At 62.2% G+C, this 26,973-nt stretch carries 26 protein-coding genes and 1 other RNA gene; 16 read left to right on the forward strand and 11 right to left on the reverse strand.

Annotation, left to right across the window (positions count from 1 at the left end):
• Positions 1-8 precede the first annotated feature (8 nt).
• The 3 genes from DQ230_RS13385 to DQ230_RS13395 all read right to left on the reverse strand — a co-directional run bounded on the left by DQ230_RS13385 (position 9) and on the right by DQ230_RS13395 (position 2,615).
• Positions 9-392, reverse strand: a complete 384-nt coding sequence (locus tag DQ230_RS13385) for an NADH:ubiquinone oxidoreductase subunit NDUFA12 (RefSeq protein WP_113913135.1) — start codon at positions 390-392, stop codon at positions 9-11.
• A 176-nt stretch (positions 393-568) separates the two neighbouring features.
• Complete coding sequence (gene clpX / locus DQ230_RS13390) at positions 569-1,840, reverse strand: ATP-dependent Clp protease ATP-binding subunit ClpX (RefSeq protein ID WP_113913113.1); 1,272 nt, start codon at positions 1,838-1,840, stop codon at positions 569-571.
• A 133-nt stretch (positions 1,841-1,973) separates the two neighbouring features.
• Positions 1,974-2,615: an ATP-dependent Clp protease proteolytic subunit gene (locus DQ230_RS13395; RefSeq protein ID WP_113913114.1), complete on the reverse strand. Its 642-nt coding sequence runs from the start codon at positions 2,613-2,615 to the stop codon at positions 1,974-1,976.
• A gap of 239 nt (positions 2,616-2,854) precedes the next feature.
• Between DQ230_RS13395 and DQ230_RS13400 the strand changes: the two genes are divergently transcribed.
• Positions 2,855-3,910 (forward strand): cytochrome-c peroxidase, encoded by a 1,056-nt coding sequence (locus DQ230_RS13400; protein ID WP_113913115.1) that lies wholly within the window; start codon positions 2,855-2,857, stop codon positions 3,908-3,910.
• Positions 3,911-3,964: 54 nt separating this feature from the next.
• Here the strand turns inward: DQ230_RS13400 and DQ230_RS13405 are convergent, their stop codons facing one another.
• Complete coding sequence (locus tag DQ230_RS13405) at positions 3,965-5,575, reverse strand: ABC transporter permease (RefSeq protein WP_113913116.1); 1,611 nt, start codon at positions 5,573-5,575, stop codon at positions 3,965-3,967.
• A gap of 307 nt (positions 5,576-5,882) precedes the next feature.
• On the opposite strand from DQ230_RS13405, the gene DQ230_RS13410 reads away from it, so the two are divergent.
• From DQ230_RS13410 to DQ230_RS13430, 5 genes are all read left to right on the forward strand, one after another.
• On the forward strand, positions 5,883-7,427 hold the full coding sequence (locus DQ230_RS13410; RefSeq protein WP_113913117.1) for an ABC transporter substrate-binding protein: 1,545 nt from the start codon (positions 5,883-5,885) through the stop codon (positions 7,425-7,427).
• A 148-nt stretch (positions 7,428-7,575) separates the two neighbouring features.
• Complete coding sequence (locus DQ230_RS13415) at positions 7,576-8,562, forward strand: ABC transporter permease (protein WP_238987537.1); 987 nt, start codon at positions 7,576-7,578, stop codon at positions 8,560-8,562.
• Complete coding sequence (locus tag DQ230_RS13420) at positions 8,559-9,467, forward strand: ABC transporter permease (protein WP_113913118.1); 909 nt, start codon at positions 8,559-8,561, stop codon at positions 9,465-9,467. Before DQ230_RS13415 ends, DQ230_RS13420 begins: the two co-directional genes overlap by 4 nt.
• The gene (locus tag DQ230_RS13425) at positions 9,467-10,453 is read left to right on the forward strand and encodes an ABC transporter ATP-binding protein (protein ID WP_113913119.1); all 987 of its coding nucleotides are present in this window, start codon (positions 9,467-9,469) and stop codon (positions 10,451-10,453) included. The genes DQ230_RS13420 and DQ230_RS13425 overlap by 1 nt, the downstream gene beginning before the upstream one ends.
• Positions 10,450-11,421, forward strand: a complete 972-nt coding sequence (locus DQ230_RS13430) for an ABC transporter ATP-binding protein (protein WP_113913120.1) — start codon at positions 10,450-10,452, stop codon at positions 11,419-11,421. Before DQ230_RS13425 ends, DQ230_RS13430 begins: the two co-directional genes overlap by 4 nt.
• Positions 11,422-11,510: 89 nt before the next feature.
• Here DQ230_RS13430 and modC read toward each other — a convergent pair whose 3' ends face one another.
• The 3 genes from modC to modA are packed head-to-tail and all read right to left on the reverse strand — an operon-like array spanning position 11,511 to position 14,067.
• Positions 11,511-12,596 (reverse strand): molybdenum ABC transporter ATP-binding protein, encoded by a 1,086-nt coding sequence (gene modC / locus DQ230_RS13435; protein ID WP_113913121.1) that lies wholly within the window; start codon positions 12,594-12,596, stop codon positions 11,511-11,513.
• Complete coding sequence (modB, locus tag DQ230_RS13440; RefSeq protein WP_203228076.1) at positions 12,593-13,276, reverse strand: molybdate ABC transporter permease subunit; 684 nt, start codon at positions 13,274-13,276, stop codon at positions 12,593-12,595. Before modB ends, modC begins: the two co-directional genes overlap by 4 nt.
• Positions 13,276-14,067, reverse strand: coding sequence for a molybdate ABC transporter substrate-binding protein (gene modA, locus DQ230_RS13445; RefSeq protein ID WP_238987538.1), 792 nt, complete (start codon positions 14,065-14,067; stop codon positions 13,276-13,278). Before modA ends, modB begins: the two co-directional genes overlap by 1 nt.
• 192 nt (positions 14,068-14,259) lie before the next feature.
• Between modA and DQ230_RS13450 the strand changes: the two genes are divergently transcribed.
• From DQ230_RS13450 to ptsP, 5 genes are all read left to right on the forward strand, one after another.
• On the forward strand, positions 14,260-14,697 hold the full coding sequence (locus tag DQ230_RS13450) for an NUDIX hydrolase (protein WP_113913138.1): 438 nt from the start codon (positions 14,260-14,262) through the stop codon (positions 14,695-14,697).
• A gap of 68 nt (positions 14,698-14,765) precedes the next feature.
• Positions 14,766-15,191 (forward strand): DUF1178 family protein, encoded by a 426-nt coding sequence (locus DQ230_RS13455; protein WP_113913123.1) that lies wholly within the window; start codon positions 14,766-14,768, stop codon positions 15,189-15,191.
• A gap of 33 nt (positions 15,192-15,224) precedes the next feature.
• A complete protein-coding gene (locus DQ230_RS13460; protein WP_113913124.1) occupies positions 15,225-15,629 on the forward strand; it encodes an ACT domain-containing protein in 405 nt (134 codons plus the stop codon).
• An 82-nt stretch (positions 15,630-15,711) separates the two neighbouring features.
• Positions 15,712-16,950, forward strand: coding sequence for an aspartate kinase (locus tag DQ230_RS13465; protein WP_113913125.1), 1,239 nt, complete (start codon positions 15,712-15,714; stop codon positions 16,948-16,950).
• Positions 16,951-17,016: 66 nt separating this feature from the next.
• Complete coding sequence (gene ptsP, locus DQ230_RS13470; protein WP_113913126.1) at positions 17,017-19,260, forward strand: phosphoenolpyruvate--protein phosphotransferase; 2,244 nt, start codon at positions 17,017-17,019, stop codon at positions 19,258-19,260.
• On the opposite strand, the gene DQ230_RS13475 is transcribed toward ptsP, so the two are convergent.
• From DQ230_RS13475 to DQ230_RS13485, 3 genes are all read right to left on the reverse strand, one after another.
• A complete protein-coding gene (locus tag DQ230_RS13475) occupies positions 19,257-20,033 on the reverse strand; it encodes an EcsC family protein (RefSeq protein ID WP_113913139.1) in 777 nt (258 codons plus the stop codon). The genes ptsP and DQ230_RS13475 overlap by 4 nt on opposite strands.
• Positions 20,034-20,067: 34 nt before the next feature.
• Positions 20,068-20,553: a GNAT family N-acetyltransferase gene (locus DQ230_RS13480; protein ID WP_113913127.1), complete on the reverse strand. Its 486-nt coding sequence runs from the start codon at positions 20,551-20,553 to the stop codon at positions 20,068-20,070.
• Positions 20,554-20,709: 156 nt separating this feature from the next.
• On the reverse strand, positions 20,710-22,299 hold the full coding sequence (locus DQ230_RS13485; RefSeq protein WP_113913140.1) for a SulP family inorganic anion transporter: 1,590 nt from the start codon (positions 22,297-22,299) through the stop codon (positions 20,710-20,712).
• A 274-nt stretch (positions 22,300-22,573) separates the two neighbouring features.
• On the opposite strand from DQ230_RS13485, the gene DQ230_RS13490 reads away from it, so the two are divergent.
• From DQ230_RS13490 to DQ230_RS13510, 5 genes are all read left to right on the forward strand, one after another.
• Complete coding sequence (locus DQ230_RS13490) at positions 22,574-23,449, forward strand: S-methyl-5'-thioadenosine phosphorylase (RefSeq protein WP_420820891.1); 876 nt, start codon at positions 22,574-22,576, stop codon at positions 23,447-23,449.
• Between the two features lie 27 nt (positions 23,450-23,476).
• A complete protein-coding gene (locus DQ230_RS13495; RefSeq protein ID WP_113913129.1) occupies positions 23,477-24,124 on the forward strand; it encodes a LysE family translocator in 648 nt (215 codons plus the stop codon).
• Between the two features lie 64 nt (positions 24,125-24,188).
• Entirely contained in the window at positions 24,189-24,725 is a 537-nt protein-coding gene (locus tag DQ230_RS13500; RefSeq protein ID WP_113913130.1) for an adenine phosphoribosyltransferase, read from the forward strand.
• Positions 24,726-24,857: 132 nt separating this feature from the next.
• An RNA gene (ffs, locus tag DQ230_RS13505) (signal recognition particle sRNA small type) lies at positions 24,858-24,954 on the forward strand.
• Between the two features lie 106 nt (positions 24,955-25,060).
• On the forward strand, positions 25,061-26,335 hold the full coding sequence (locus DQ230_RS13510; protein ID WP_113913131.1) for a phage integrase SAM-like domain-containing protein: 1,275 nt from the start codon (positions 25,061-25,063) through the stop codon (positions 26,333-26,335).
• On the opposite strand, the gene tnpC is transcribed toward DQ230_RS13510, so the two are convergent.
• Positions 26,322-26,973 (reverse strand): IS66 family transposase (gene tnpC / locus DQ230_RS13515; protein WP_113913141.1); only part of this gene is annotated, 652 nt, incomplete at its 5' end. The two genes, DQ230_RS13510 and tnpC, sit on opposite strands and share 14 nt — an antisense overlap.

Genomic DNA, 26,973 nt, shown 5'->3' on the forward strand with positions numbered 1-26,973 from the left:
TGGGCGCCTTATTCGGGCTTCCACGCCTCGTAATCGCTGCGCGGCTTGGGATCGCTGCGGCGCAGCGATCCGGCGGGGGCATAGGCCAGCGCCGTCCCGGTCAGATTCTCAAGATGCGGCTTTTCCCATGGCTGATGAACCAGCGGCGTTTCGCTGGGCGGATCCTGATAGGTGTGGTGCAGCCATCCGTGCCATTCGGGGCTGACGCGGCTTGCCTCGGCCTCGCCGTTGTAGATAACCCAGCGGCGGTCGCCGTCCTTGGAGCGGTAAAAGATATTGCCCTGCGAATCCTCGCCCACCTTGGCGCCCTTGCGCCAAGTATATAGCTGCGTGTTCAGCGTCTGCCCGTGCCACCAGGTTACGGCGCGCAACAGCGTGTTGAGAATTCCCATATCGTCCTCCGCCAATCGTTGCCTCTGATATGACGCATCATCGGGCAAACGTCCAGTCGTCCAACGCATTGCTCCGCCCTCTGCGACAGGATTCCGCGACGTCGCACTGCCCCTGCCACAAACAAAAAGGGCGGACCAATCGGCCCGCCCCTGAAATTATCAACACGTCCCGGACATCAGCCCGCGCTGGCGCCTTCTTTCTTCTTGGCGCTCTCGGCGTAGATCATCAGCGGCGCGGCGTCGGACGTCACCGCCTCCTCGTTCACGACGACCTCCTCGACGTTGTCCATGCCCGGCACTTCAAACATCGTATCCAGCAGGATATCCTCCAGGATCGAGCGCAGCCCGCGCGCGCCTGTCTTGCGCTTGATGGCGCGTTTGGCAATCGCCGTCAGCGCATCGTCGGTAAAGGTCAGTTTGACGTTCTCCAGCTCGAACAGACGCTGATATTGCTTGACCAGCGCATTCTTGGGCTGGGTCAGAATGATCATCAGCGCGTCTTCGTCCAGATCCTCAAGCGTGGCGATGACGGGCAGGCGGCCAACGAATTCGGGGATCAGACCGAATTTCAACAGATCCTCGGGCTCCAGATCCTTGAACACCTCGCCAACACCGCGATCGTCCTTGTCGCGCACATCAGCGCCAAAGCCCATCGCGCTGCCCTTGCCGCGCGCTGCGATAATCTTGTCCAGTCCGGCAAAGGCACCGCCGCAGATGAACAGGATGTTGGTCGTGTCCACTTGCAGAAATTCCTGTTGCGGATGCTTGCGCCCGCCCTGCGGCGGTACGGCGGCAACGGTGCCTTCCATCAGCTTCAGCAGCGCCTGCTGCACGCCCTCGCCCGACACGTCGCGCGTGATCGACGGGTTTTCGGACTTGCGCGTGATCTTGTCGACCTCGTCAATGTAGACGATGCCGCGCTGCGCGCGCTCGACATTGTATTCAGACGCCTGAAGCAGCTTGAGGATGATGTTTTCCACATCCTCGCCAACATACCCCGCCTCGGTCAGAGTGGTCGCATCGGCCATGGTGAACGGCACGTCCAGAATCCGCGCCAGCGTTTGCGCCAGCAGCGTCTTGCCGCAGCCGGTGGGGCCGATCAGCATGATGTTTGATTTCTGCAACTCGACATCGCCGCTCTTGCCGGAGTTGTTGAGGCGTTTGTAGTGGTTGTGAACCGCAACCGACAGCACCTTTTTCGCCGTGGCCTGGCCGATGACGTAATCGTCCAGAACATCGCAAATCTCCCGCGGGGCGGGCACCCCTTCGGAGGATTTGAGGCCGGCGCTGCGCGTCTCCTCGCGGATGATATCCATGCACAGCTCGACGCACTCGTCGCAGATAAACACGGTCGGACCCGCGATCAGCTTGCGCACCTCGTGCTGGCTCTTGCCGCAGAAACTGCAATAGAGGGTGTTCTTGCTGTCGCTGCCTGAATTATTCGACATGATCTACCTTTCGGGCGGTGCGTTGCAATCGGGGCCCGCGCGGAAATGCGGGCCGCCTTTGATGTTAACTTAGGGCAGGCACCGGGCGGCGACAATCGCAAAATGGCGCGCCCGGTCCATGTGTCATCGGCCCTTAGGTCTTGGGCGTTTCCTCGTCCTCGGGCTTGGCCCGGTTTTCGACGATCTCATCGATCAGGCCCCAGTTCTTGGCGTCTTCGGGCGACATGAAGTTGTCACGCTCCAGCGCCTCCTCAACCTTTTTCAGGGTCTGGCCAGTATGCTTGACGTAAATCTCGTTCAGCCGCTTTTTCAGCTTCAGCGTCTCTTCGGCGTGGATCATGATATCGGTCGCCTGCCCCTGATACCCGCCCGAGGGCTGGTGCACCATGATGCGGCTGTTGGGCAGCGAGAAGCGCATGCCGGGCGCGCCCGCGGTCAGCAACAGCGAGCCCATCGAGGCCGCCTGCCCGATCACCAGCGTCGACACCTTGGGGCGGATATACTGCATCGTGTCGTAGATCGACAATCCGCTCGTCACCACACCGCCGGGGCTGTTGATGTACATGCTGATTTCCTTGGACGGGTTTTCCGCCTCAAGATGCAGCAACTGCGCGACGATCAGGCTGGACATGCCGTCATGGACCGGGCCGCTGAGGAAGATGATCCGCTCTTTCAGCAGGCGCGAGAAGATGTCGTAGGCCCGCTCGCCCCGGCTGGTCTGTTCGACCACCATCGGCACGAGGGTATTCATATAGGTGTCCATTGGGTCTGTCATAATCTGCCTTGCCTGCTGATGTGCCTCTGATCCTTACCTGACCAGATCCTAAAAGAGTCTTAGTGGCGCGCCCAATGGCCTGCAAGGGCGTGCCGGGAAATTGTCAGCGCCGCTTTGCCGCCCATGCACAGATCCCACATAGGGCGACTGAAAGGAACCGTTTTGCGCCAGATCAAGGCGTCTGTGTGCGGGATCCAAAATGTAGGATTATCTGGAACCGTTCCAAGGAGAATCGGAAGATGCATCGCATTCTATTCGCAACCACTGCCATCGGCCTGATCGCCGCGCCCCTTGCCGCAGACGAGCTGCGCGACGCGGCGCTGGAGTATTTCGTGCCGCTGCCCTCTACCCTGATGGCACCCAAGGACAACACGATCACGCCCGAGAAAATTGATCTGGGCAAGGCGCTGTTCTTTGATCCGCGCATGTCAGCTTCGGGCGTTTTTTCGTGCAACTCGTGCCACAACCTGGCGACCGGGGGCGATGACAACATGCCCGTGTCCATCGGCCACGGCTGGCAGACCGGGCCGCGCAACTCGCCCACGGTGCTGAACTCGGTCTTCAACGTCGCGCAGTTCTGGGACGGCCGGGCCGAGGATCTCAAGGCGCAGGCCAAGGGCCCGGTGCAGGCCGGTGTCGAAATGGCGAACACGCCGGAAAATGTCATCGCCACGCTCAATTCCATGCCGCAATATGTCGAATGGTTCAAAGGCGCCTTCCCCGAAGAGGCCGATCCAGTCACCTTTGACAACTTCGCCAAGGCGATCGAGGCGTATGAGGTCACATTGACCACGCCTGCGCCTTTTGACGCCTACCTGAATGGCAATATCGATGCGCTGGATGCCGACGAAAAAGAGGGGCTTCAGCTGTTTATGGATAACGGCTGCGTCGCGTGCCACAATGGCGTGAACGTGGGCGGGCACGATTACTATCCCTTCGGCCTGATCGAAAAGCCCGGTGCGGATATCCTTCCCGAGGGCGACGTGGGCCGTTATGCCGTGACCGAAACCGCCGATGACGAATATGTCTTCCGCGCCTCCCCGCTGCGCAATATCGAGCTGACGGCGCCGTACTTTCACTCTGGCGTGGTCTGGGGCCTGAAGGAAGCGGTGCAGGTCATGTCGATCTCGCAACTGGGCGCGGAAATGAACGATGAGGAGACGGACAAGATCGTTGCCTTCCTCGGCTCTTTGACCGGCGAGATGCCGGAAGTGATATATCCCGTGCTTCCGACCGAAACCGATACAACGCCCCGCCCCACTGGTGAAATCATTCCAGAAGGCCTGGCCGAATAACAGCCGCCCTGCCCGCCCCGGTCCGCCGGGGCGGTGCCTTGCTGGCCTCTTGGATCAGGCGCTTTCGCGGCCAATCGTGCGGCACAGCAAGAGAACCGGGATCAGCCCAAAGCCGACCAGCGCCAGCGACGGCACCGCCGCCTCGCGCAGCCGCTCGTCCGCGGCCAGCCGGTAGGCCTGCACCGCCAGCGTGTCAAAGTTGAACGGGTGCAGGATCAGCGTGGCGGGCAGTTCCTTCATCACGTCCACGAACACGATCAGCAGCGCGGTCAGAACCGACGTGCGCGCAACCGGCAGATGCACCCGCCACAGCAGCTTGGCCGAGCCCTGGCCCAGACTGCGCGCGATGGCATCGAAATGGTGTGGCACCGTCGCCATGCCGCTATCATAGGCGTTGAGCGCGGCGGCCATGAACCGCGCCATGTACGCCAGCACCATCAACCAGATGGACCCGGTGATCAGCAGCCCGGTGCGGATACCGAAATTGTCCCGCATGAAGCTGTCAATGGCATTGTCCAGCCCCGCCATCGGCACCATCAAACCGACAGCAATCACCCCGCCCGGCACCGCATAACCCAGCCCCGCCCCCACAACCAGCGCGCGCGACGTGCGCCCCGGTTTGGTGCGGGCGCGAAATCCGATCAGGATCGCGCCGATCACCGTCAACACCGACGCGACGGCGGCCAGCGTCACCGAATTGCCCATCAGCGACAGGTAACGTGGCTGAATAATGCTCTGCCCCGATCCCCACGCCATGACGCCCAGCATCACAACCGGGATCAAAAAGCCCAGCAAAACGGGGGCCAGACAAATCATCATAGCCCCCCATCCTTTCCATCCGGTTAACACCGGTTTGGTCAGCACCTCAAACCGCGCGCCGCCACGCCCGGCACGCCGCGCCTTGCCGCGCTGCGCGCGCTCCAGCCCCGCAAGCAGCAGCGCAAAGCTCAGCAGGCAAAGCGACAGTTGCGCCGCTGTCGCCCGCTCGCCCAGTGAAAACCACGCCTGATAAATGCCCGTTGCGAAGGTCTGTACGTTAAAGAACGCGACGGTGCCATAATCGGCGATCGTCTCCATGATCGCCAGTAACGTGCCGCCCATAATGGCAGGGCGCGCCATCGGCAGCGCCACCGCCCAGAACGCGCCCAGCGGCGGGCGCCCCAGCGTGCGCGCCACCAGAAACGCGTTCGAGCTTTGTTGCCGGAACGACGCCCGCGCCAGCAAATAAACGTAGGGATACAGCACCATCGTCAGCATCAGCGCGGCGCCGCCCAAACTGCGGATTTCGGGGAACCAATAGTCACGCGGGCCCCATCCCGTGACGTCGCGCAGCAGCGTCTGCACCGGGCCGGGATGATCCAGCAGCGACGTGTAGGCATAGGCCAGTACATAAGCCGGAAAGGCCAGCGGCAGCGCCAGTGCAACCTCCAGCCAGCGCACACCGGGAAAGCGGTAGACCGTCACCAGCCATGCGGTGGACGTGCCGATGACAGCCGCGCCGGTGCCGACAATCGCCACCAGCGCAAGAGTGGTCACCGTGTAGCGGGGCAGCACCGTCGACAACACATCGCGCCACGTATCCCAGTCGCCGCCAAAAGCCGCCAGCGCAGCCGCAACAATCGGCGCCACGCATAACGCTGCGACCACCCAGGCCAGCCGGTACATCAGCCGTTCGGTCAACAAATTCCCCAGACACCAGGCGCCTATGCCTGAGCGTTTTGATCACTATTACCCGTGCAGCACAGGGTCAAGGCCGCGGCCCAGCTAAAACCGTCCGCAATCTGCCACGCAGCCGACCCGGCGAGAAGAAAACCGCCCCTGATCCATGCATCTGAACGGTCTGTTTACACTTCACTGCTAGCCCGGAGGAGGAAGCCGGTCTTTACACGCGCCCGGATTCGGGACAACGTGACGCATCCGGGCGCGCAGGCCGTACAAATGCCGCGCGCATCTATCATCAGGGAGATATTAGATGAAATCACTTCGCACTCTTGCCACAGCTTCAGCCACGGCTTTGCTGCTGGGCGCGGGCAGCCTGGTGTCCGCACAGACGCTGAACTTTGCCTACGACGCCGATCCGGTTTCGCTCGACCCGCACGAACAGCTCTCAGGCGGTACGCTGCAACTCAGCCACATGGTATCGGACCCGCTGGTACGCTGGAACGCCGATCACGGCTTTGATCCGCGCCTTGCCACCGAATGGGAGCGGATCGACGACACCACCATGCGCTTTACCCTGCGCGAGGGCGTCAAGTTCCACACCGGCAACGTGATGACCGCCGAAGACGTGGTATGGACCATCGAACGCCTGAAATCCTCGCCTGATTTCAAGGGTATCTTCTCGGGCTGGACATCGGCCACCGCGATTGACGACACCACGATCGAGATCAAGACAGACGGCCCCAGCCCGCTGATCCTGAACACCGCCACATATGTATTCCCGATGGACAAGAAGTTCTACGAGGAAGGCGGCGCAGAAATCGCCAAACACGGCGACAGCTTTGCGTCCAAGAACGTGTCCGGCACCGGCCCCTTCACCATCTCCGAGCGCGAGCAGGGCGTGAGAATGGTGTTCAAGCGCAACCCCGATTACTGGGATACCAACAGCCCCGGCAACGTACAGACCGCCATCCTGACCCCGATCAAGGAGGCGCCGACCCGCGTTGCCGCCCTGCTGTCCGGTGACGTGGATTTCATCGCACCTGTGCCGCCCACCGATCTTGAGCGTATTCGCAACGACAAGAATGTCGACCTGATCACACTGCCCGGCACGCGCATCATCACGCTGCAACTGAACCAGAACCGCAACGAGGCGCTGGCAAATACCAAGGTTCGTCAGGCGATGGTCCATGCCATCAACAACGAGGGCATTGTCGAGAAAATCATGAAGGGTTTCGGCACCGTTGCGGCGCAAAACTCGCCCGCGGGCTATGTCGGACACAACCCCGAGTTGACGCCCCGCTTTGACGTTGCCAAGGCCAAGGCGCTGATGGAAGAGGCCGGCTATGCCGACGGTTTCAGCGCCTCCATGATGTGCCCGAACAACCGCTACGTGAACGATTACAAGATTTGCGAAGCGGCCGCTGCAATGCTGGCTCAGATCAAGATCAAGATCGACCTGACCACAATGCCCAAGGCGCAATACTGGCCCAAATATGACGAGCGCGCGGCAGACATCATGATGATCGGCTGGCATTCGGACACCGAGGATTCGGCAAACTTCTTTGAATTCCTCAACATGACGCCGGACGCCGACACAGGCAAAGGTCAGTACAACTCAGGCGGTTATTCCAACCCCGAGGTCGACAAGATGACCATGGCCAGCTTGACCGAAACGGACGCAGACAAGCGGGCCAAAGATCTGCAGCAGATCGAAAAGCTGCTGTATGACGATGCCGCGTTTATCCCGCTGCATTGGCAGGATCTGGCCTGGGCCGCACGCAAGGGCGTGGACGTCGAGCCTGTGTTGAACGTGATGAACTTCCCGTATCTGGGTGACCTGATCATTCAGGAATAACCGAACGCGGCGGGCCGGTTTTACGCCGGCCCGCCGCGACGTCACCCGCATCGCGGGGGTTGACGCAGCGTCCCGCCTGAGATTAGACGCCACTCATCTTCAGCACACGGTCCATTCCTCCAGCACACGCCAGAGACGATAGCCAACCATGCACATCATCGCATTTCTCATTCGGCGCGCCGTTCAGGCTGTGATCGTGATGTTCGTCATCTCCCTGATCGGGTTTTCGATTCAGGACAATCTGGGCGATCCCCTGCGCGAACTGGTCGGACAATCCGTGTCCGAAGCCGACCGCGAGGTGATGCGCGACGAGCTGGGCCTGAACGATCCGTTTCTGGTGCAATACGGCCGCTTCCTTGGCAAAGCCGTGCAAGGCGATCTGGGCAATTCGTATTTCTTCAAGCGCCCCGCGCTTGATGTCATTCTGGACAAATTCCCGGCCACGTTCGAGCTGGTCCTAGGCTCCGTGGTCATATTCCTCGCACTGTCGATACCCGGCGGCATATATTGCGCGATCAACCATGACAGATGGCTGGCCAAAACGATCATGACCGCCTCGATCATCGGCATCTCGGTCCCGGTCTTCCTGACCGCGATCCTGCTGGTCTGGCTGTTCGGGGTCGAGCTGGGCTGGCTACCGGCCTTTGGCCGCGGCGATACCGTGACGCTGCCCTGGGGCTGGGACACGGGCTTTCTGACGCTTGACGGTCTGGCACATCTGATCCTGCCCTGCATCGCGTTGTCGTCGATCATGCTGCCGCTTTTCATCCGCCTGATCCGGGCCGAAATGATGGAGGCGATGGGCACCGATTACGTTCGCTTTGCCAAGGCCAAGGGCCTCAGCACCCCGCGCGTGCGCTACGTCCATGCATTCCGCAACACGTTACTGCCCGTTGTCACCGTCGGCGGCCTGATGATCGGCACGTTGATCGCCTACACCATCCTGACTGAAACTGTGTTTCAGTGGCCGGGTATGGGTTTCCTGTTTCTTGAGGCTGTGAACCGCGTCGATACACCGCTGATCATCGCATATATCATCGTCGTCGGCCTGATCTTTGTCGTCGTCAATACCATCGTCGATTTCGTCTACACACTCATCAATCCGATGGTCAAACTGCCAGGAGCCAAATCATGATTACCTGGCGCGGCTTTCTCAAACGGTTCCTGTCGGACCCTGTTGCCATCGGTGCCGGCATTGTCCTGCTGATTTTGGTCGTTCTGGCCGCATTGGCGCCGTGGATTGCCCCTCAAAACCCCTATGACCTGCTGCAACTGAACATCATGGACAGCGAACTGCCCCCGTCATGGCGCGATGGCGGAGACGGGCGTTTCTGGCTGGGCACCGATGCCCAGGGGCGCGGCGTGTTCAGCACCATCCTCTACGGCACCGGCATCTCGCTGCTGATCGGCATAGGTGCCGTCGTCGTGCAGGGCATTCTGGGCGTCAGCATCGGCCTCTGGGCCGGGTATCGCGGCGGATGGGTCGACAGCTTTCTGATGCGTCTTGCCGATATCCAGATGTCGCTGTCCACCCTGATGATTGCAATCATCGCGCTGGCCCTGTTTCAGACCGCATTCGACGCCAACATCTATGCCGACTATGCGATCATCATGCTGATCGTCATCATCGGCGTGGCTGAATGGCCCAAATTTGCGCGTACCGTGCGATCCTCCGTTCTGGGCGAAAAGAACAAGGAATATGTCGACGCCGCCCGTGTGATCGGCCTGCCCGCGCGCAAGGTGATGTGGATCCACATCCTGCCCAACACGCTGACACCCGTGCTGGTGATTTCAACCATTCAGGTCGCCGAGGCAATCATGACCGAAGCGGCCCTGTCTTTCCTTGGTCTCGGTATGCCGGTGGACAAACCCTCGCTGGGGTCGCTGATCCGCTCGGGCTTTGAATTCATCTTCTCGGGCAGCTGGTGGATCACGCTTTATCCCGCCATCGTTCTGGTCGCCTTGGTGCTGGCGCTGAACCTCTTGGGCGATTGGCTGCGTGATACCCTGAACCCGAAACTGCGCCGGGGAGACGACTGATGGCCCTGTTAGAAGTCCGCGATCTGCACGTCGCCTTTCCGCGCGGCAAAAAAGGCGAGGTTGAGGCCCTGCGCGGCGTCGATCTGACGCTGGAAAAAGGCCAGCGGCTGGGCGTTGTTGGCGAATCCGGTGCCGGCAAATCCATGCTTGCCTTTGCGATCCTGAACCTGATCGCCGATCCCGGCCGCGTCAGCAAGGGCAGCGTAAACTTCGATGGTCACAACCTTCTGACCATGTCGGACCGGCAGATCAGGTCGATCCGTGGCAACCGCATCTCGATGATCTTTCAGGATCCGATGGTGACGTTGAACCCGGTGCTCAGCATCGGCACACAGATGATCGAAACGCTCAAGGCGCATCGCAAAATCTCGACGGCGGAGGCGCATCGCCTCAGCGTCGAAAAGCTCAAGCTTGTGGCGATTCCATCGGCGGAAAGCCGGATGGACGCCTACCCGCACGAATTGTCGGGGGGCCTGCGCCAGCGCGTTGTCATCGCCATCGCCCTGCTGACCGACCCCGAGCTGATCATCGCGGACGAGCCGACGACAGCGCTGGATGTCACCATCCAGGCGGAAATCATGTCCCTGATCCTGACGCTCTGCCGTGATAACGACGTGGCGTTGATCCTGATCACGCATGATCTGGGTGTGGTGGCCGAAGTGACCGAACGTCTGATGATCATGTATGCCGGAAAATGCGTCGAAACCGGGCGCACCCGCGATATCATCGACGCGCCGAAACACCCCTATGCCGTCGGGCTGCTGAAGGCGCTTCCGCAGAATTCCACGCGCGGGGCCAAACTGTATCAGATCCCCGGCTCCATGCCGCCGATCACGAATCTGCCGGCCGGCTGCCCTTATCATCCGCGCTGCGAACGCGCGACCGATGAATGCCGGGCCACCATGCCCCCCTTGCAAAGCGGCGTCGCCTGCTTTCACCCGATGCATGAAACCGAGATGCTTGAGGGCGCGGAGACAGCAAAATGACAGATCCAATCGTCGAAACACGCGGGCTGGAAGTGCGATTTCCCCTGCCCTCGCATTTTCTCAGCCGGGAAAAGCCGGTTCTGCACGCGCTGTCCGGCGTCGATGTACAAATCCAGCGGGGCGAGACGTTCTGCGTCGTCGGCGAATCCGGCTGCGGCAAGACGACGCTGGGCCGCGCCATCATGGGGCTGCTGTCGCCCTCCTCGGGCGAGATTTACTTTCGCGGGCAGCGCATCGACACAATGGACGAGGCAACGCGCAAACCGGTGCGTGCCGATATGCAAATGGTGTTTCAAAACCCCTACGCATCGCTGAACCCGCGCCGCAACGTGTTTCAGACGCTGGCAGAACCGATCCGTCACCTGATGCCCGAAAAATCCGAAGCGGATGTGCGCACCCAGGTCGAGGATGTGCTGGACGCGACCGGCTGCGATCAAAGCTGGCAGCGCAAGCTGCCGCACGAGTTTTCCGGCGGCCAGCGCCAGCGCATCGCGATTGCGCGTGCCTTGGTGACCAACCCCGCCTTCGTTGTGGCGGATGAGCCGATTTCGGCGCTGGACGTGTCCATTCAGGCGCAAATCCTGAATTTGCTCAACGATTTGCAGGACGAACGTGATCTGACCTACATGTTCATCACCCACGATCTGAGTGTGGTGGAGCATTTCGGCGATCGCGTCGCGGTGATGTATCTGGGCCAGATCATGGAACTGGCCCAGACCAGCCAAATCTACGATGCGCCCAAACATCCCTATACGCAGCTGCTGCTGGATGCGATCCCGAAGCTCAGCGGCGGATCGTTTGACGCCCCGCGCACACCGGGCGAGCTGCCCGATCCGGTCAATCCGCCCCCAGGCTGCCCGTTTGCGCCGCGCTGCCCTATCGCACAGGATATCTGCCGCGCCGAGCGTCCGCGCCTGCGCCCCATCGGTGACAGTGGCACGATGGCCGCCTGCCATCTGGCGGAATAGACCGGATTGTTCGATTCAGACAACTCTGGCCGCCATCCCTGTGGATAAGCTGGCAACGCACGGCAGAATTTGCCGCGCACCTTATGCAGTCACCCGCCGATATCTGCGCGCGCAACCGCCGTTGCCTTGAGCACGGCGTAGCATTCCAGACCGGGCCGCAGCGCCAGTTGTTCAAGCGCATCAGCCGTAATGCGCGCCAGCAGTTTTGCCGAGCCGATGCGCAGCGATAATGCCACCCCTGGCCCGTCGCCACGGTGAATATCATCAATCACCGCAGGCAGGATATTGCGCGACGACAGGCCTTCGGGCCGGACCAGCGACACCAGAACGTCCTGCGCCAGCACCCGGATGCGCAATGTTTTCCCGACCTCTGCCGTGATCCCCGGCAGGCGCAGATCGCCGCCGCCTGTCTCAAGCCGGCTCAGTCCGCGCGGATAACACTCAACCACGCGCGCCATCAGAACCGACCCGGCCTCGCGCACGCCGATCAGCGGCACCATGGCCGGATCGCTCAACACGTCGGTCACGTCGCCCTGGCGCAGAACCCGGCCCCGTCCCAGTACCACGATCCGGTCCGCCAGCCTCGCTATTTCGGCCATGCTATGCGTGACATAGATGATCGGCACCGTGCCGGTATCGCGCAGCCGCTCCAGATAGGGCAGGATTTCATCCTTGCGCGGGCCGTCCAGCGCGGCCAACGGCTCGTCCATGATCAGCAGGCGGGGCCGCATCAGCAGGGCGCGGGCGATTGCCACGCGCTGCTTTTCCCCGCCGGACAGGTTGCGCGGGCGGCGCTGCATCAGGGCGCCGATGCCCAGCATGGCGATGATCGCATCTTGGTCGGGGCCCGGCGCACCGCGCGGCGCATAGCGCGCGCCAAACGCGATGTTGTCCGCCACATTCAGATGCGGAAACAGCCGCCCTTCCTGAAAAACCACGCCAATCCGGCGCCGCGCCGCGGGCAGGCAAATACCCTGATCGCTGTCCAGCAGCACATCACCGCCCAGCATGATCCGGCCCCGGTCCGGCGTCAGCAGCCCGGCAACCGCATTTGCCAGCGTCGTCTTGCCTGACCCCGAGGCGCCGAACACCGCCGTCACACCCGGCCCGGCCGTAAATGCGGCCTCCAGCGCAAAATCATCAAACTGATGCCCGATATCCACTTGCAGGCTCATGCGCCGATCCTTGCCGCCATGCGCCGCGCCAGCCATTCCGACAGCAGTACCGCGCCGATGGCCACCCCCGAGGCCAGCAGCACCAGACGCAGCGCCGCCCCCTCCCCGCCCGGCACCTGCAAAAAGGCGTAGATGGCCGAGGGCAGCGTCTGCGTCTGGCCCGGTATGTTGGCGACGAACGTGATGGTTGCGCCAAATTCGCCCATCGCCTTGGCAAACCCCATGACCGCGCCGGCCAGGATCCCCGGCCCGATCAGCGGCAGCGTGACGCGCGCAAACCCCGCCCAGCGCCCGGCGCCAAGGGTGGCCGCCGCCTCCTCCAGCTTGGGGTCGACCGCCTCGATCGACAGGCGGATGGCGCGCACCATCAGCGGAAACCCCATGACAGCGGCGGCCAGCGCCGCCCCGGTCCAGCGAAAGGCCAGCACGATCCCCAGCGAGTCCAGCAGCCCGCCAACCGCGCCGTTACGGCCAAAGGTCAGCAGCAACAGATAGCCCGTCACCACCGGCGGCAGCACCAGAGGCAAATGCACCAGCGCGCTGACCAGCGCATGGCCCGGAAACCGCCGCCGCGCCAGCAGCCACGCCACCGCAATCGCCACCGGCAGGCTGAACAGCGTCGCGATCAGCGACACTTTTAGCGACAGCGCCAGCGCCGTATATGCGGCGGCGTCCAGCATCAGGGCGCGGGTGCCATCGGCACGAAACCATGCGCCTCGAACACTGCGCGCGCCTTGTCACCTTGCAGGAATTCCATGAACGGGACGCCCGCATCGGTCAGCGCCGCAGCTGGGTAAATGATCGCGTCATGCATGCCATCCGGCACGCGGTGAACCACCCGCACCGCCGGTTCTGCCGCGGCATCGGTGGCATAGACCACGCCCAGCGGCGCCTCGCCCAGCGCGACCAGCGCCAGCGCCGCGCGCACGTTATCCGTCTGGGCCAGATGCGGCAGCAGCGCGTCCCAGGCGCCCGATGCCTCCAGCCACGCGCGCCCATACATGCCGGCCGGGACGCTTTCGGTCTGGCCAATGGCCATGCGCCCGCCGGCCAGACGCTCCAGCAGGGCCGGTGCGCCCGTATCTGGCAGATCGGGCGCCTTGGCCGGGGCGATCAGAACCAGCGCATTGCCTACCAGCGCCACGCGGCGCGCGGGATCTACCGCGCCTTGCGCCTCCAACCAGTCCATCCAGTCTGTATTGGCCAAAAACGCCACATCGGCCGGCGCCCCCTCGCTGATCTGCCGCGCCAGAAGACCGCTGCCCCCGAGCGATACCGCCACCTCGCCGGGATAAAGCGCGGTGATTTCCTCCATCGCGTCCCGCAGGGAGGCTGCGGCAAATACCACGGTGCGATCATCGGCGTGCACGGCTGGCGCCGCCAGCAACAATAGCGCAGTGACAGCAGTAAACCGGCGCAAAAGCCGCCGGGCGAGTGGGGTGCATTTCATCATCATCGGTTTCTTCACCATCTTCCAATACGTTGCACATGTCCCGGTATGATGCGCTGCGCCGTCCGGGAACATACTGCAAGCTGTTGTTATTCCCGCGATCCTCGCCATATGATTGGCAAAGGCAAGCGTTAAAGTCCAAAAACCTTGCAGCAGGACGCCAACCGCAGGAACCCTATCATCGCCGCCCCATCGACGCATATTCCAATCGACATGAGCGACGCGCATAAAACCGGATTGCGCACGCAGTTTGGGGCGCTGTGCTATCGGATGCGACGTGGCAAGCCGGAGGTTCTGCTGATCACCAGCCGCGGATCAGGGCGCTGGATCGTGCCCAAGGGCTGGCCGATGGACGGCAAGACCCCCCCGCAAAGCGCCGAAATCGAGGCATGGGAAGAGGCCGGCGTGCGCGGGCGGATTCATCCGCGCTGCCTCGGCCTTTATCACTATCGCAAAAGCGTGCCGGGCGGCGACCTGCCCTGCGTGGCGATGCTCTACGCGCTCAAGGTGCAGGAGGTCGCCGCGGATTATCCCGAGGCTGGCCAGCGCAAACGTAAATGGCTGCGCCCCAAGAAGGCGGCCAAGCTGGTGGACGAGCCTGAATTGGCCAATATGATCGCCCGTTTCGATCCGGCCCTGCTCAGGGCGTGACAGACGGGCCGCGCTTGATATCCACGGCAATGCCTATATCTTGGATAGGTAGGAACGGACCCGGATAGATGATCAAGTTTTCACTTAAATGCGCGGAAAATCACCGCTTTGACAGCTGGTTTCAGTCGGCTGCATCCTTTGACAAGCTGGCGCGCTCGGGCCTGATCACCTGCGCCGAATGCGGCAGCGCCGATGTCACCAAGGCGATCATGGCGCCCAGCGTCCAGTCCGCGCGCACAGCGCCGAAACCTGCCGCGCTCGGAACGCCTGAGACGGACGCGCAGCAGGCCATTGCCCGCCTGCGCAAGGAGGTGCAGGCAAATTCCGAATATGTCGGCAAAGATTTCGCCCGCAAGGCGCGCGAAATGCACGACGGCACGGCGCCCGAACGCTCCATCTATGGGGAGGCGCGCGCAGACGAGGCGCGCAAGCTGGTCGCGGATGGTGTGCCGATCCTGCCCCTTCCCTTCCGTCCGATGCGCAAGGTAAACTGACCCACCAAAATTTCCCTGACCAGAGGCGCGTCAATGACCGGCAGTCACGATCTTACGCAGCTTTTTTCCGGCATGGCGCCCGTGCTGGACCATGCCACTTACGTTTTTGCCACACTGCCGGACCGCACTGTGCCGCCGGGCCTGACGCCGCGCATGATCATGCAAGAGGCTGAGGGAACGACCCTGATCCTCACGCAAGAGGCGGCAACCGCTGCGGGCCTGCCGTTTGAATTTCCCTGCCGCATGATCACGCTGACTGTCCATTCCGCACTGGACGCGGTCGGGTTTCTGGCCCGCATCACGACCCGGCTGGCCAGCCTTGGCATGGGGGTGAATCCGGTCGCCGGATTCTATCACGACCATCTGTTTGTCCCATTGGACAGGGCCGATGACGCGATGACAGCCCTTGCCGAAATGGTGCGCGAGGCGCGCGGCTGATCATTCCTGCGTGATCCCCGCTATTGCGCTGGCCCGCTGCCGCGCGTAAACCGCCCCCGAACTTACCGCAAGGGACGCAATCATGCCCGTTCTCGTGATGAAATTCGGCGGCACCTCCGTCGCCAATCTTGACCGCATCCGCCGCGTTGCCAAACGTATCGGCGTCGAAGTGGCCAAAGGCTATGACGTGATCGTCATCGTGTCGGCCATGTCCGGCAAAACCAACGAACTGGTCGGCTGGGTGGGCGAGACGTCGCCGCTCTATGACGCGCGCGAATATGACGCCGTGGTGTCATCGGGCGAAAATGTCACCGCCGGCCTGATGGCGCTGACCTTGCAGGAAATGGAGATTCCCGCGCGCAGCTGGCAGGGCTGGCAGGTGCCGGTCAAGACCTCCAGCGCCCATTCCGCCGCGCGCATCCTGGATATTCCGCCCGAAAACATCATGGCCAAATTCGCCGAGGGCATGCGCGTGGCTGTCGTCGCCGGCTTTCAGGGCGTCAGCCCCGAGGGGCGCATCACCACGCTGGGCCGGGGCGGATCGGACACCACTGCCGTTGCCTTTGCTGCCGCCATGGGCGCCGAGCGGTGCGATATCTACACCGATGTCGACGGCGTCTATACCACCGATCCGCGCATTTCGCCCAAAGCGCGCAAGCTGGACCGCATCGCCTATGAGGAGATGCTGGAACTGGCCAGCCTGGGTGCCAAGGTGCTGCAAACCCGCTCGGTCGAACTGGCGATGCGGTTTAACGTCAAGCTGCGCGTGCTCAGCAGCTTTGAGGAACAATCAGATGACGCCGGCACCCTTGTCTGCGCCGAGGAGGAAATCATGGAATCCAAAGTTGTGACCGGCGTCGCCTATTCCCGCGACGAGGCCAAGATGACCCTTATGTCCGTCGCCGATCAGCCCGGCATCGCCGCCGCCATCTTTGGCCCGCTCAGCGAGGCGGGGGTGAATGTGGACATGATCATTCAGAACATTTCCGAAGACGGGCGCACCGACATGACCTTTTCATGCCCGACCGAACAGGTCGCGCGCGCGGAAAACGCCCTGAAAAAGGCGGTCGAGGCCGGCAATATTGACTATGGTCATTTGGTAGCCGACACCAATGTTGCCAAAATCTCGGCCGTTGGTATCGGCATGCGCAGCCAGTCAGGCGTGGCGGCAAAAATGTTCCGCACGCTCAGCGACGAGGGGATCAACATCAAGGTGATTGCAACCTCCGAGATAAAGATTTCCGTTCTGATCGACCGGAAATACATGGAACTTGCCGTTCAGGCGCTGCATGATGCCTTTGACCTGGACAAGGCCGGATAAGGCTCCCGCACCACCACGCGCGGCGCATTTCGCCCGAATACAGAAAGGCGCGAGAGCACCACGCAGATGAGCCATGATTTCCAGACTGACAGCCGGCAAATGCTGGGCCGCCTGCGCGCCGTCATGGCCGAGGATGCCGCAGGTCAGGCGCGTCTGGATCAGATCACCCGGCTGATCGCCGAGGAAATGCGCATCGAGGTCTGCTCGATCTACCTTTTCCGCGACGAGGACATGCTGGAGCTGTGCGCGACCGAGGGTCTGAACCCCGAGGCCGTCCACAATACCCGGATGCGCGTGGGCGAGGGTCTGGTGGGCCGCGTCGCGCGCACCGGTCAGGTCATCAATACAGATGATGCGCCAAACATGCCCGGTTTCCGCTACATGCCCGAAATCGGCGAAGAGGGCTATTCGTCCTTCATGGGCGTGCCGATTCAGCGGCTGGGCGAAAAGCTGGGCGTTCTGGTGGTGCAGTCGCGCGATGCGCGCAGCTTCTCCGAAGAAGAGGTGTACGCGGTCGAAGTCATCGCCATGGTGCTGGCCGAAATGACAGAACTGGGCGCCTTTATCGGCGATGGCGCCGCGATGAAGGCGCGCCACCAGCACCCCGTCCAGTTTCGCGGCACTACCGCGCAGGAAGGCGCGGCGCGCGGCCATGTCTGGCTGCATGAGCCGCGCGTGATCGTCACCAACCTCATCGGCGAAGACCCGGTGCGCGAGCTTGAGCGCCTGAACGAGGCCGTGGACGAGCTGCGCGTCGGCGTGGACCGCATGCTGACCAGCGCCCGTTTCGGCGACAAGGAACAGCTGGAAGTGCTGGAAGCCTACCGCATGTTCGCCAATTCCAAAGGCTGGATGCGCCGCATGGAAGAGGACATCAACCGCGGCCTGTCTGCCGAGGCTGCGGTGGAAAAGGAACAATCCACCGCCCGCGCCCGTCTGGGACAGGTGGCCGATGCCTACCTGCGCGACCGCTTGCATGATCTGGACGATCTCAGCAACCGCATGCTGCGCATCCTGACCGGGCAAGGCACCGGAACTGCCGCTGAAATGCCGCCCGATCCCATTCTGATCGCGCGCAATATCGGCCCCGCCGAGCTGCTGGATTATGGCCGCAGCCTGAAGGGTATCGTGCTGGAGGAAGGCGCCGTTGGCAGCCACGCCACCATCGTCGCCCGCGCCTTGGCGATCCCGCTGGTGATACACGCCCGCAACATCACGACCGAAGCGATGAACGGCGACCCCATCCTCGTCGATGGCGATCAGGGCATCGCCCATCTGCGCCCCGGCGAGACGATCATCGCCGCCTTCCGCGACAAGATGGCGATGCAAGCCAAGGCGCAGGAGCGTTACGCGTCGATCCGGGACAAGCCCGCCACCACCCTTTGCGGTCAGACCCTGGCGCTGAACATGAACGCCGGGCTGATGGCCGACCTGCCCAGCCTTGAAAATTCCGGTGCCGAGGGTGTGGGTCTCTTCCGTACTGAACTGCAATTCCTTGTCCGCACGAAAATGCCCAAACGGGCCGAGCTGAGCGAGCTTTACAGCCGCGTGATGGATGCCGCCAAGGGGCGCGAGGTCGTGTTTCGCACGCTCGACATCGGTTCGGACAAGGTGCTGCCCTATATGAAACCCACGGACGAGCCGAACCCGGCCATGGGATGGCGCGCGATTCGGGTGGGTCTGGACAAACCGGGCGTCATGCGGATGCAGCTTCAGGCGCTCATTCGCGGCGCGAACGGGCGCCCCCTGTCGGTGATGTTCCCCTTCGTCGCCCAGCGCGAGGAATTCGATGCCGGCCGCGCCGAGCTGGACAAGGCGCTGGAGCGCGAGCGCATCCTTGGTCACCCCATGCCCGCCACCATGAAACTGGGCGCCATGCTGGAAACCCCCAGCCTTGCCTACGCGCCGGATCAGTTTTACCGCGATGTCGATTTCCTTTCGATCGGGGGCAACGACCTGAAACAGTTCTTCTTTGCCGCCGACCGCGAGAATGAGCGCGTGCGCCGCCGCTATGACACGCTTAACGTCAGCTTTCTGACGTTCCTTCAGGGCATCACGCAACGCTGCCTGGCCACAAACACGCCGCTCAGCTTCTGCGGCGAGGATGCCGGCAGACCGGTCGAGGCGGCTTGCCTTGCGGCAATCGGCATCCGCACGCTGTCGATGCGCCCCGCCTCAATCGGGCCGGTAAAGTCCATCCTGCGCCGGACCGATCTGGACGAATTGCGCAGCGTCATAGATGAGGCCGGACGGCGCGGCGATCAGTCGGTGCGCCCTGCCGTGCTGGATTACCTGCGCGAGAAACTCTAACGTTTCGAGGTCTTTACAACGGGGGCCGCAATACGCTGCCTGAATTTCTCCACCACCTCGGCATGGGGCATGTCCGCATCCATGGCAAGCCGCCGCAAGCCGAAATGCACATGGGCCATTTGCTGATAATAGCTGGTAAAGACGTAGTTGGTCGCCGCCCCCGCCGCAGCGCCCAGGATTGGCACCGTCTGAGCGGCCAGTTTCTGGCCCAGAACCACACTCAGCCGGGGCGCCACGCGCGAAATCAACGCCTGCATCGCCTTGCCTGTGACCGCGACACGCGTCGTCAAAAATGCCAGATCGGCGCCATCGTCGTGGTCCAGCGGCCCGGCAGCGGCAAAAACCTGCACACAATCAAAGCGGACCCCTTCCTCGGCGGGGTCAAAGTCATATTCGGCAGCGACATCCTGTATCGCACGCAGCAGAACCGTTGTCGTGATCGGCAATTCCGCCAACGCAGAGGGCAGGCCGCCAAATCCGCCGGCCGCGCCCATCGCCGTTGTCACCGCACGGTTCAGCCAGCTGGGTTGCCCGCCGACCACCCCGCGCGATCGCTGCGCGGCGCCCATTGCCATGGTCAGCGCCTGTTCGGTGCCGCCCTCCAGCCGGTCGCGCACGCTGTCCGGCAGCTTTTCCACCAGCGCTTCGGCGCGGCCCCCCAGAACATTGAGCACCTGCATGCCCAGATTACCCGCACGCGCATGCCGCTGCACCAGCGCGTCCAGCCGCAGAGCCACCTCTGCCTTGTCTATCGGGGGGTCAAGATAATCCATCATCGGACATAGATCAGCATGTTACCCACCGGTTTCAAGCTGCGCGTGTCACTTTTCCGACAATACCGTTCCAGCTACCCGGAGTCAGGTCCAGTCCCAGCACGCGGTCCGGGTTGGTTGGTGGCGGCATAATGACATCGTCCAGCCGCCGGAACCCGAAGCGCCCGTAATAAGGCGCGTCCCCGACCAGCATGACCCGGTCCCAGCCCGCATCGCGCGCCACTGCCAGCGAGCCGCGCATCATGTACCCGCCCAGCCCTTCGCCCTGATGGGTCGGGTGGACGGCGATTGGCCCCAGCAGCAGCGCAGGCGCGCCGCCGACCTGAACCGGCCAGTAACGTATTGCGCCGGCCAGAATACCGCTTGCATCCCGCGCGACCGAGCTGAGGCCCGGCACCGGCGGCACCCCGTCGCGCAGACGGTAGGAGGACAACGCTTCGCGGCCCGGCGCAAAGCACAGGTCGAGCAGCGCCTCGACCTCCCACCAGTCGCTGGATATCTCCGGTCTGAGTTCGAGCACCGCGTTGCCTTTCGCAAGTATCGCCCGCGTCAACGGCGCAGCGCGTAGCACGGCACATCCCGCCGCACAATCCGGACAACGGGCCGTTGGCCCATTTTCATTGGCAACCTCATTGCCGGGCTTTAGCGGGGGCGATCCGCGCTACGGCAGGCGCACTTAATGCCCCGCGCCCAGAACGCCGGTGCGTACATCGTAATCCACCGCAATCATGTATTCAGGATCATCATCGCTATCGACCATCAGATGCCCGGCCTTGGTCAGCAAGCGGTGGCAATCCCGGCTCAGATGGCGCAGCTGTAGCGTTTTGCCAGCGGTCTGGTACTTACCGGCCAAAGTTTCGATAGCTTGCAGCGCGGACTGGTCCACAACCCGGCTTTGGTCAAAATCGACGATGACCGTATCAGGATCGCCGTCAATATCGAACAACTCCCCAAATCCTTCCGCAGAGCCAAAGAACAGCGGCCCTTCGATACTGTAGACGCGCGCGCCGCTGTCATCCAGCCGGGTGGTGGCGTGAATGCGCTTGGCATTGTTCCAGGAATACGCCAGCGCCGAAACGATGACACCGACGACCACGGCAATGGCCAGGTCATATTTCACCGTGACGGCTGTCACCAGCACGATCACCATCGCATCCGTCACCGGCACCTTGCGCAGGATCGTCAGCGAATTCCACGCAAACGTGCCGATCACCACCATGAACATGACCCCCACCAGCGCCGCGAGCGGGATCTGTTCGATCAGGGGTGCGGCAAACAGGATGAAGATGAGCAAGAACAGCGCGGCGGCGATTCCCGCGATGCGCGTGCGCCCCCCGGATTTGACGTTGATCATCGACTGGCCGATCATCGCACAGCCGCCCATGCCGCCGAAAAATCCGGTCAGCGTGTTGGCAAGGCCCTGCGCGATGCATTCCTGGCTTGCCCCGCCCCGGCGGCCCACCATTTCACCAACCAGGTTCAGTGTCAGCAAGCTTTCGATCAGGCCGATGGCCGCCAGAATGATGGCATAGGGCAGGATGATCTCAAGCGTTTCCATGGTCAAGGGCACCATCGGAACATGAAAGGACGGCAGCCCGCCCTGAATGGATGCCAGATCGCCGACGCGCGGCACGTCAAGACCAAAGACAATCACCAGCGCCGCCACCACGCCGATCCCGGCCAACGGCGCAGGAATGATGCGGGTAATGCGCGGCATGATCCAGATGATCCCCATCGTCAGCGCCACAAGGCTGAGCATGAGCAACAGGGGCTGCCCACTAAGCCAGACACCGCCGCCCATACCGTGTCCGGTGTCGACCATCGTACCCGGCACCTTGAACTGGCCCAACTGCGCGAGGAAAATGACAATCGCCAGACCGTTGACAAAGCCCAGCATGACGGGATGCGGCACAAGCCGAATGAATTTCCCCCATTTCAACACGCCTGCCGTGACCTGAAGCAGTCCCATCAGAACCACGGTAGCGAAGAGGTACTCAACCCCGTGCTGCGCGACCAGCGCAACCATGACCACCGCCAGCGCGCCGGTTGCGCCCGAAATCATGCCGGGCCGCCCGCCGATAACGGCCGTGACAAGCCCCACCAGGAATGCGGCGTAAAGCCCGACCAAAGGATGCACCCCCGCGACAAAGGCAAATGCCACAGCCTCCGGCACCAGCGCCAGCGCAACGGTCAGGCCCGACAGCAATTCGATACGGACCCGCCCGATGCTGAGCTTTTCGTCCTGCATCACACGCAGATCGGGCATCGAGATGGTCTTGGCAAAAGCGGCCAGTGAGGTTTTCACGGTGTGCGTCCTGTCATCATCCGGGTGCAAGTAAGTGGCCCGTTTACCTGCCGCCCGCCTCCTTGACCACACCGATCTGGACACAAACCCCCTACCATTTCCTTAAATTACGGCCGCCGCCTGAGAAAATTCGCGAATTTTCTCACCGCGCGCCGCCAATGCGGCGCTTTTCATCCATGTCCATGGCGCTTAAACCTTGATCGCAGTGACGAAAGGACAGCGTTTGGCACATTCCATGATTGGCGTTATCGGCGGCTCGGGTATTTACGATATGAACGGGCTGGAGGGCGCGGAATGGCGCGAGGTGAACAGCCCTTTTGGCGCGCCATCCGACCTTATATTGACCGGAACGCTAAATGGCACGCCGATAGCGTTTTTGCCGCGGCACGGGCGCGGACATGCGCATAGCCCGTCGACGGTGCCCTACCGCGCCAATATCGATACGCTCAAACGGCTGGGCGTGACCGACGTGATCAGTGTCGGCGCTTGCGGGTCGTTTCGCGAAGCCATGGCGCCGGGCGATTTTGTCATTGTGGACCAGTATATTGACCGCACGATACAGCGCGAAAAATCATTTTTCGGCGCTGGATGCGTGGCGCATGTGTCGGTTGCGCAGCCCACTTGCACCCGCCTTGGCAATGCCTGCGCCAGCGCCGCCGAAGCAGCAGGCGCCCGCGTTCATCGCGGCGGCACGTATCTGGCCATGGAAGGACCGCAGTTTTCGACTCTTGCCGAAAGCCGTCTGTATCGCGAGAAGTGGGCCTGCGACGTCATCGGCATGACCGGAATGCCCGAGGCGAAACTCGCCCGCGAGGCGGAGCTGTGCTATGCGTCGGTCGCGATGATCACAGATTATGACAGCTGGCACCCCGACCACGGCGAGGTTGATGTGACCGCGATCATCGCAACGCTGACCGCGAATGCGGCGCGGGGCAAGGAGATGGTGCGCGCCCTGCCTGCGCTGCTGGGCGAGGACCGCGCGCCCTGCCCCGATGGGTGCGATCACGCGCTGGAATACGCGATCCTGACCGCGCCGGATGCGCGCGATCCGGGCATGTTGGCCCGGCTTGACGCCGTGGCGGGCCGGGTGTTGAACAGGGTGGCGGAGTGACCTCGCAAGTGCAACAGGATCGTGCCGATGCCCATTGATCTGTGGCTGGCCTTTGTCGCCGCCTCGACCGCGCTGCTGTTGATACCGGGGCCGACCGTCCTACTGGTGCTGAGCTATGCGCTGTCCAAGGGGCGCAGCGTTGCGGTTGCGTCCGCTGTCGGGGTGGCTATTGGCGATCTGGCCGCAATGAGCGCGTCGTTGATGGGACTTGGTGCGCTGGTTCTGGCGTCGGCGACGCTGTTTACCATTCTGAAATGGGCCGGCGCCATCTATCTGGTGTGGCTGGGCGTGAAGCTGATCCGCAGCGCGCCGGGCGGTGGCGCACGCGCCGCGAAGGGCGCTACTGCGGCGCCCGGCGCGCATATCACCGGACGCGGCGTGCTGCTTCACGCGGCGGCTGTGACGGCGCTCAATCCAAAATCCATCGCATTTTTTATTGCGTTTGTGCCGCAATTCCTGACGCTGGACGCGCCTTTGCTGCCGCAATGCGCGATCCTCGTCGTCACTTTTGTGACGCTTGCCGCGCTTAACGCGCTGGCCTGGGCGATCCTGGCGGACCGCCTTCGCAAGCGCCTTGTGCGCCCCGGTGTGATTGACTGGATCACGCGCGCGGGCGGTGCGGCGCTGGTCTGCATGGGGCTGATGACAGCTCTTTTGCGGCGCGGCCCCGCCTGATCTGCTTGCGCAAGCGGGGCGATCCACGCAAAAGAACAGGGCCAAGACCCTCAAGGACGCCAGAATGTCACAGCCAACGATCCGCGACCTGATCCGCACCATCCCCGATTTCCCGAAACCGGGCATTTTGTTCCGCGATGTCACGACATTGCTGGCAGATGCAGACGGCCTTGCCATGACGATCGAGCAGATGTCACAGCCCTACCTGAACACCGGAATCGACCGGGTGATCGGGCTGGAGGCGCGCGGCTTCATCCTTGGCGGCGCTGTTGCGCATCGCCTTGGCGCCGGGTTCGTGCCGGTGCGCAAGGCGGGCAAGCTGCCGGGCCGCGTCATCGCGCAAAGCTACAGTCTGGAATATGGCGAGGCCGTCTTTGAGCTGCATGAGGATGCCGTGCAATCCGGCGAGCGGGTGCTGATCGTCGACGATCTGCTGGCGACGGGCGGCACCGCAACCGCAGGGGCGCGGCTGGTTCGCCAGCTTGGCGGCCACATCGTGGCCTGCACGTTTATCGTCGATCTGCCCGATCTGGGCGGCCGGACCCGGCTGGAGGCAATGGGACTGACCGTGCAGACGCTTTGCGCGTTTGAAGGCGATTGACCCACTAAGAGCGTGGCGCGGCACAATGCCACTACAGCCGTCATATGCGCAGATGCGGCAGCATGAACCACCGAACGCTATTATAGCCACTGCCCCTTGCAAAACCGGCCGCCTCCCGCTAAGTGAAGTCCTGAGAGGTTGGCGCGGGCAGGCGCCTCGCCAACCCGGTCAGATCCGGAAGGAAGCAGCCGTAACGAGCCCCGCTTGGGTCGTTGTCCAGCCTCTCACCCTACCCCACCATAGCTTATTGAAAATACAGAGAACCCCTACTTTTAAGGGGTGCTCGCCACAAACTCTGCTACAAGACCTGCTACAAATGGGTCATTGAGGCAGCAATGAAATACGTTCAGCAAGTTAGAGGAAAATGGATTGTTCGGCTAACAGTTCCCGACGAGTTGCGCGCGATTATCGGACAACGTGAACTGGTCGAGGGAGGCTTGCCTTCAGACACTCGGGCGCGTGAGCGGATGGCACATCGAATCCTTAGTCGATTCTTCGCTACGATAGAGGAGGCGCGTGAGGTGCTCGAAGCGCGCAAGAATTTGCCTTCTGACATACTCTCCATCGCCGCAAAGAACTACTATAACTGCACAATCAATGCTGACGCGCAAAAGCGCGTTTCCATGCCTACGGAAGCTCAGATCGACGCCGAAAAAGAGCGTGCCCTTGAAAGCCTTAACCAGGCGCAGCGCGAGAAGCGCCAGAGCGTAACCTCCATCATCAATGCGACAACAGACTTTGAGCTCATGGCTGGCGCACGTTATTTTGACCGCAATATCAGGCAGCGGCGTCTAAATGCTTTGCGATCGAGTTTCAGCACGGGTGAAACTCGCTGGATCGAGCCTGCGGTGAAACGCTATCTTGATGATAACGGTCTTGACGTGCAGCGCGACACACAGGTTTGGCGTGACCTCGCAGAAGCAATGACCCGCGCCGAAATTGAGGCGCTGGAACGCACACTCGAACGCGACAGAGGTGATTTTTCAGGTCAGCCGTCCGATCCACTGCTCACATCGCCAGATCCTAAACCAGCCTCAGCACAGACAGGTATCAAGGGCGACCAAGGACTGGCCCTCAGCGAAGCACTGGCTTCGTTCCATGATGAGCGAACAGCAGGTGGCAGCACGCTAGCGCCAAAAACGATGGAAGAGCATCGAAATGCCGTTCGAATGTTCAATGAGTTCATGGAGGAGGATATTGCGGTTGCTGCGATTACGAAAAAGCATGTCATCGCTTACAAGCAAGCCCTGCTCAAGACTCCAAACCGCTACACAATGCGCTTCTCCGGCATGACTTTACCCGAAGCGATCAAGGCAAACGCGAAGCTTACAGAACCATTTTCGACTTTGGCACCAAAAACAGTGAACATGAAGTGGCTATCGCACCTGTCGAGCGTCCTGAACTGGGCAGTCGAGAACGGCCATATCGAATTCAATCCAGCACAGGGTGTTCGCGTCAACACCGGAAGCAAGGTCCAGCAGGCACCTTCCCGTCTGGCTTTCACAAGACCTGAACTCCAAGCGATTTTCGGACACGCGATGTTCGCGAATCCGACAGCTTATGGTCTGAAACGTAAACATCCGCCGAGGGCCGCGGTCAGGCAGCCTTGACTTGGTGCGTTGCTGCGTTCCATTCCCACGGCAGCAACTCGTGCAGGCGTGAGACCGGCATGTCGGAGATGCGGGCGATGACGTCAGCGAGCCAGGCCTGCGGATCGATACCGTTCAGTTTGGCCGTGCCGATCAGGGAATACATGGCGGCGGCCCGCTGCCCACCCCGTTCGGACCCGGCGAATAGCCATGATTTTCTGCCGAGGGCCACGCCTCGCAAGGACCGCTCGGCGGCATTGTTGCTGAGACAGATGCGACCGTCCTCGAGGAACCGGGTGAAGCCCGGCCAGTGGTTCGACGACAGCAGGTAGTCGATCGCCTTGGCGACCTTGGCGTGCTTCGAGAGCAGCGCCCGTTCACCGCGCAGCCAGCGTTTCAGATCGGCGACAAGCGGGGCCGACAGGCGTTGTCGCACCTCGAGGCGGGTAGCGGGGGCTTCGCCGTTGATGTCGCGCTCGATCTCGAACAGGGCATCGATGCGCCGAACCGCCTCGAACGCGATCGGCGAGATCTCCTTGGAGTTCTTGCCCTTGCGAATGTTCTTCTCGACATCCGCGAGTTCGAAGAACTTGCGGCGGGCATGTGCCCAACACAGGGCCGAAGCAACGGGCCCCGGCACTCGCTTCGGGTCGTAAAGC

Source organism: Roseovarius dicentrarchi, from assembly GCF_003316635.1.
GTDB classification, from domain to species: Bacteria; Pseudomonadota; Alphaproteobacteria; order Rhodobacterales; family Rhodobacteraceae; genus Roseovarius; species Roseovarius dicentrarchi.

Excerpts from the sequence above, each read along its gene's own strand:
- DQ230_RS13385 (WP_113913135.1), bottom strand. The coding sequence starts at position 392 with ATGGGAATTCTCAACACGCTGTTGCGCGCCGTAACCTGGTGGCACGGG.
- clpX (WP_113913113.1), bottom strand. The coding sequence starts at position 1,840 with ATGTCGAATAATTCAGGCAGCGACAGCAAGAACACCCTCTATTGCAGT.
- DQ230_RS13395 (WP_113913114.1), bottom strand. The coding sequence starts at position 2,615 with ATGACAGACCCAATGGACACCTATATGAATACCCTCGTGCCGATGGTG.
- DQ230_RS13400 (WP_113913115.1), top strand. The coding sequence starts at position 2,855 with ATGCATCGCATTCTATTCGCAACCACTGCCATCGGCCTGATCGCCGCG.
- DQ230_RS13405 (WP_113913116.1), bottom strand. The coding sequence starts at position 5,575 with ATGTACCGGCTGGCCTGGGTGGTCGCAGCGTTATGCGTGGCGCCGATT.
- DQ230_RS13410 (WP_113913117.1), top strand. The coding sequence starts at position 5,883 with ATGAAATCACTTCGCACTCTTGCCACAGCTTCAGCCACGGCTTTGCTG.
- DQ230_RS13415 (WP_238987537.1), top strand. The coding sequence starts at position 7,576 with ATGCACATCATCGCATTTCTCATTCGGCGCGCCGTTCAGGCTGTGATC.
- DQ230_RS13420 (WP_113913118.1), top strand. The coding sequence starts at position 8,559 with ATGATTACCTGGCGCGGCTTTCTCAAACGGTTCCTGTCGGACCCTGTT.
- DQ230_RS13425 (WP_113913119.1), top strand. The coding sequence starts at position 9,467 with ATGGCCCTGTTAGAAGTCCGCGATCTGCACGTCGCCTTTCCGCGCGGC.
- DQ230_RS13430 (WP_113913120.1), top strand. The coding sequence starts at position 10,450 with ATGACAGATCCAATCGTCGAAACACGCGGGCTGGAAGTGCGATTTCCC.
- modC (WP_113913121.1), bottom strand. The coding sequence starts at position 12,596 with ATGAGCCTGCAAGTGGATATCGGGCATCAGTTTGATGATTTTGCGCTG.
- modB (WP_203228076.1), bottom strand. The coding sequence starts at position 13,276 with ATGCTGGACGCCGCCGCATATACGGCGCTGGCGCTGTCGCTAAAAGTG.
- modA (WP_238987538.1), bottom strand. The coding sequence starts at position 14,067 with ATGGTGAAGAAACCGATGATGATGAAATGCACCCCACTCGCCCGGCGG.
- DQ230_RS13450 (WP_113913138.1), top strand. The coding sequence starts at position 14,260 with ATGAGCGACGCGCATAAAACCGGATTGCGCACGCAGTTTGGGGCGCTG.
- DQ230_RS13455 (WP_113913123.1), top strand. The coding sequence starts at position 14,766 with ATGATCAAGTTTTCACTTAAATGCGCGGAAAATCACCGCTTTGACAGC.
- DQ230_RS13460 (WP_113913124.1), top strand. The coding sequence starts at position 15,225 with ATGACCGGCAGTCACGATCTTACGCAGCTTTTTTCCGGCATGGCGCCC.
- DQ230_RS13465 (WP_113913125.1), top strand. The coding sequence starts at position 15,712 with ATGCCCGTTCTCGTGATGAAATTCGGCGGCACCTCCGTCGCCAATCTT.
- ptsP (WP_113913126.1), top strand. The coding sequence starts at position 17,017 with ATGAGCCATGATTTCCAGACTGACAGCCGGCAAATGCTGGGCCGCCTG.
- DQ230_RS13475 (WP_113913139.1), bottom strand. The coding sequence starts at position 20,033 with ATGGATTATCTTGACCCCCCGATAGACAAGGCAGAGGTGGCTCTGCGG.
- DQ230_RS13485 (WP_113913140.1), bottom strand. The coding sequence starts at position 22,299 with ATGCCCGATCTGCGTGTGATGCAGGACGAAAAGCTCAGCATCGGGCGG.
- DQ230_RS13490 (WP_420820891.1), top strand. The coding sequence starts at position 22,574 with ATGATTGGCGTTATCGGCGGCTCGGGTATTTACGATATGAACGGGCTG.
- DQ230_RS13495 (WP_113913129.1), top strand. The coding sequence starts at position 23,477 with ATGCCCATTGATCTGTGGCTGGCCTTTGTCGCCGCCTCGACCGCGCTG.
- DQ230_RS13500 (WP_113913130.1), top strand. The coding sequence starts at position 24,189 with ATGTCACAGCCAACGATCCGCGACCTGATCCGCACCATCCCCGATTTC.
- DQ230_RS13510 (WP_113913131.1), top strand. The coding sequence starts at position 25,061 with ATGAAATACGTTCAGCAAGTTAGAGGAAAATGGATTGTTCGGCTAACA.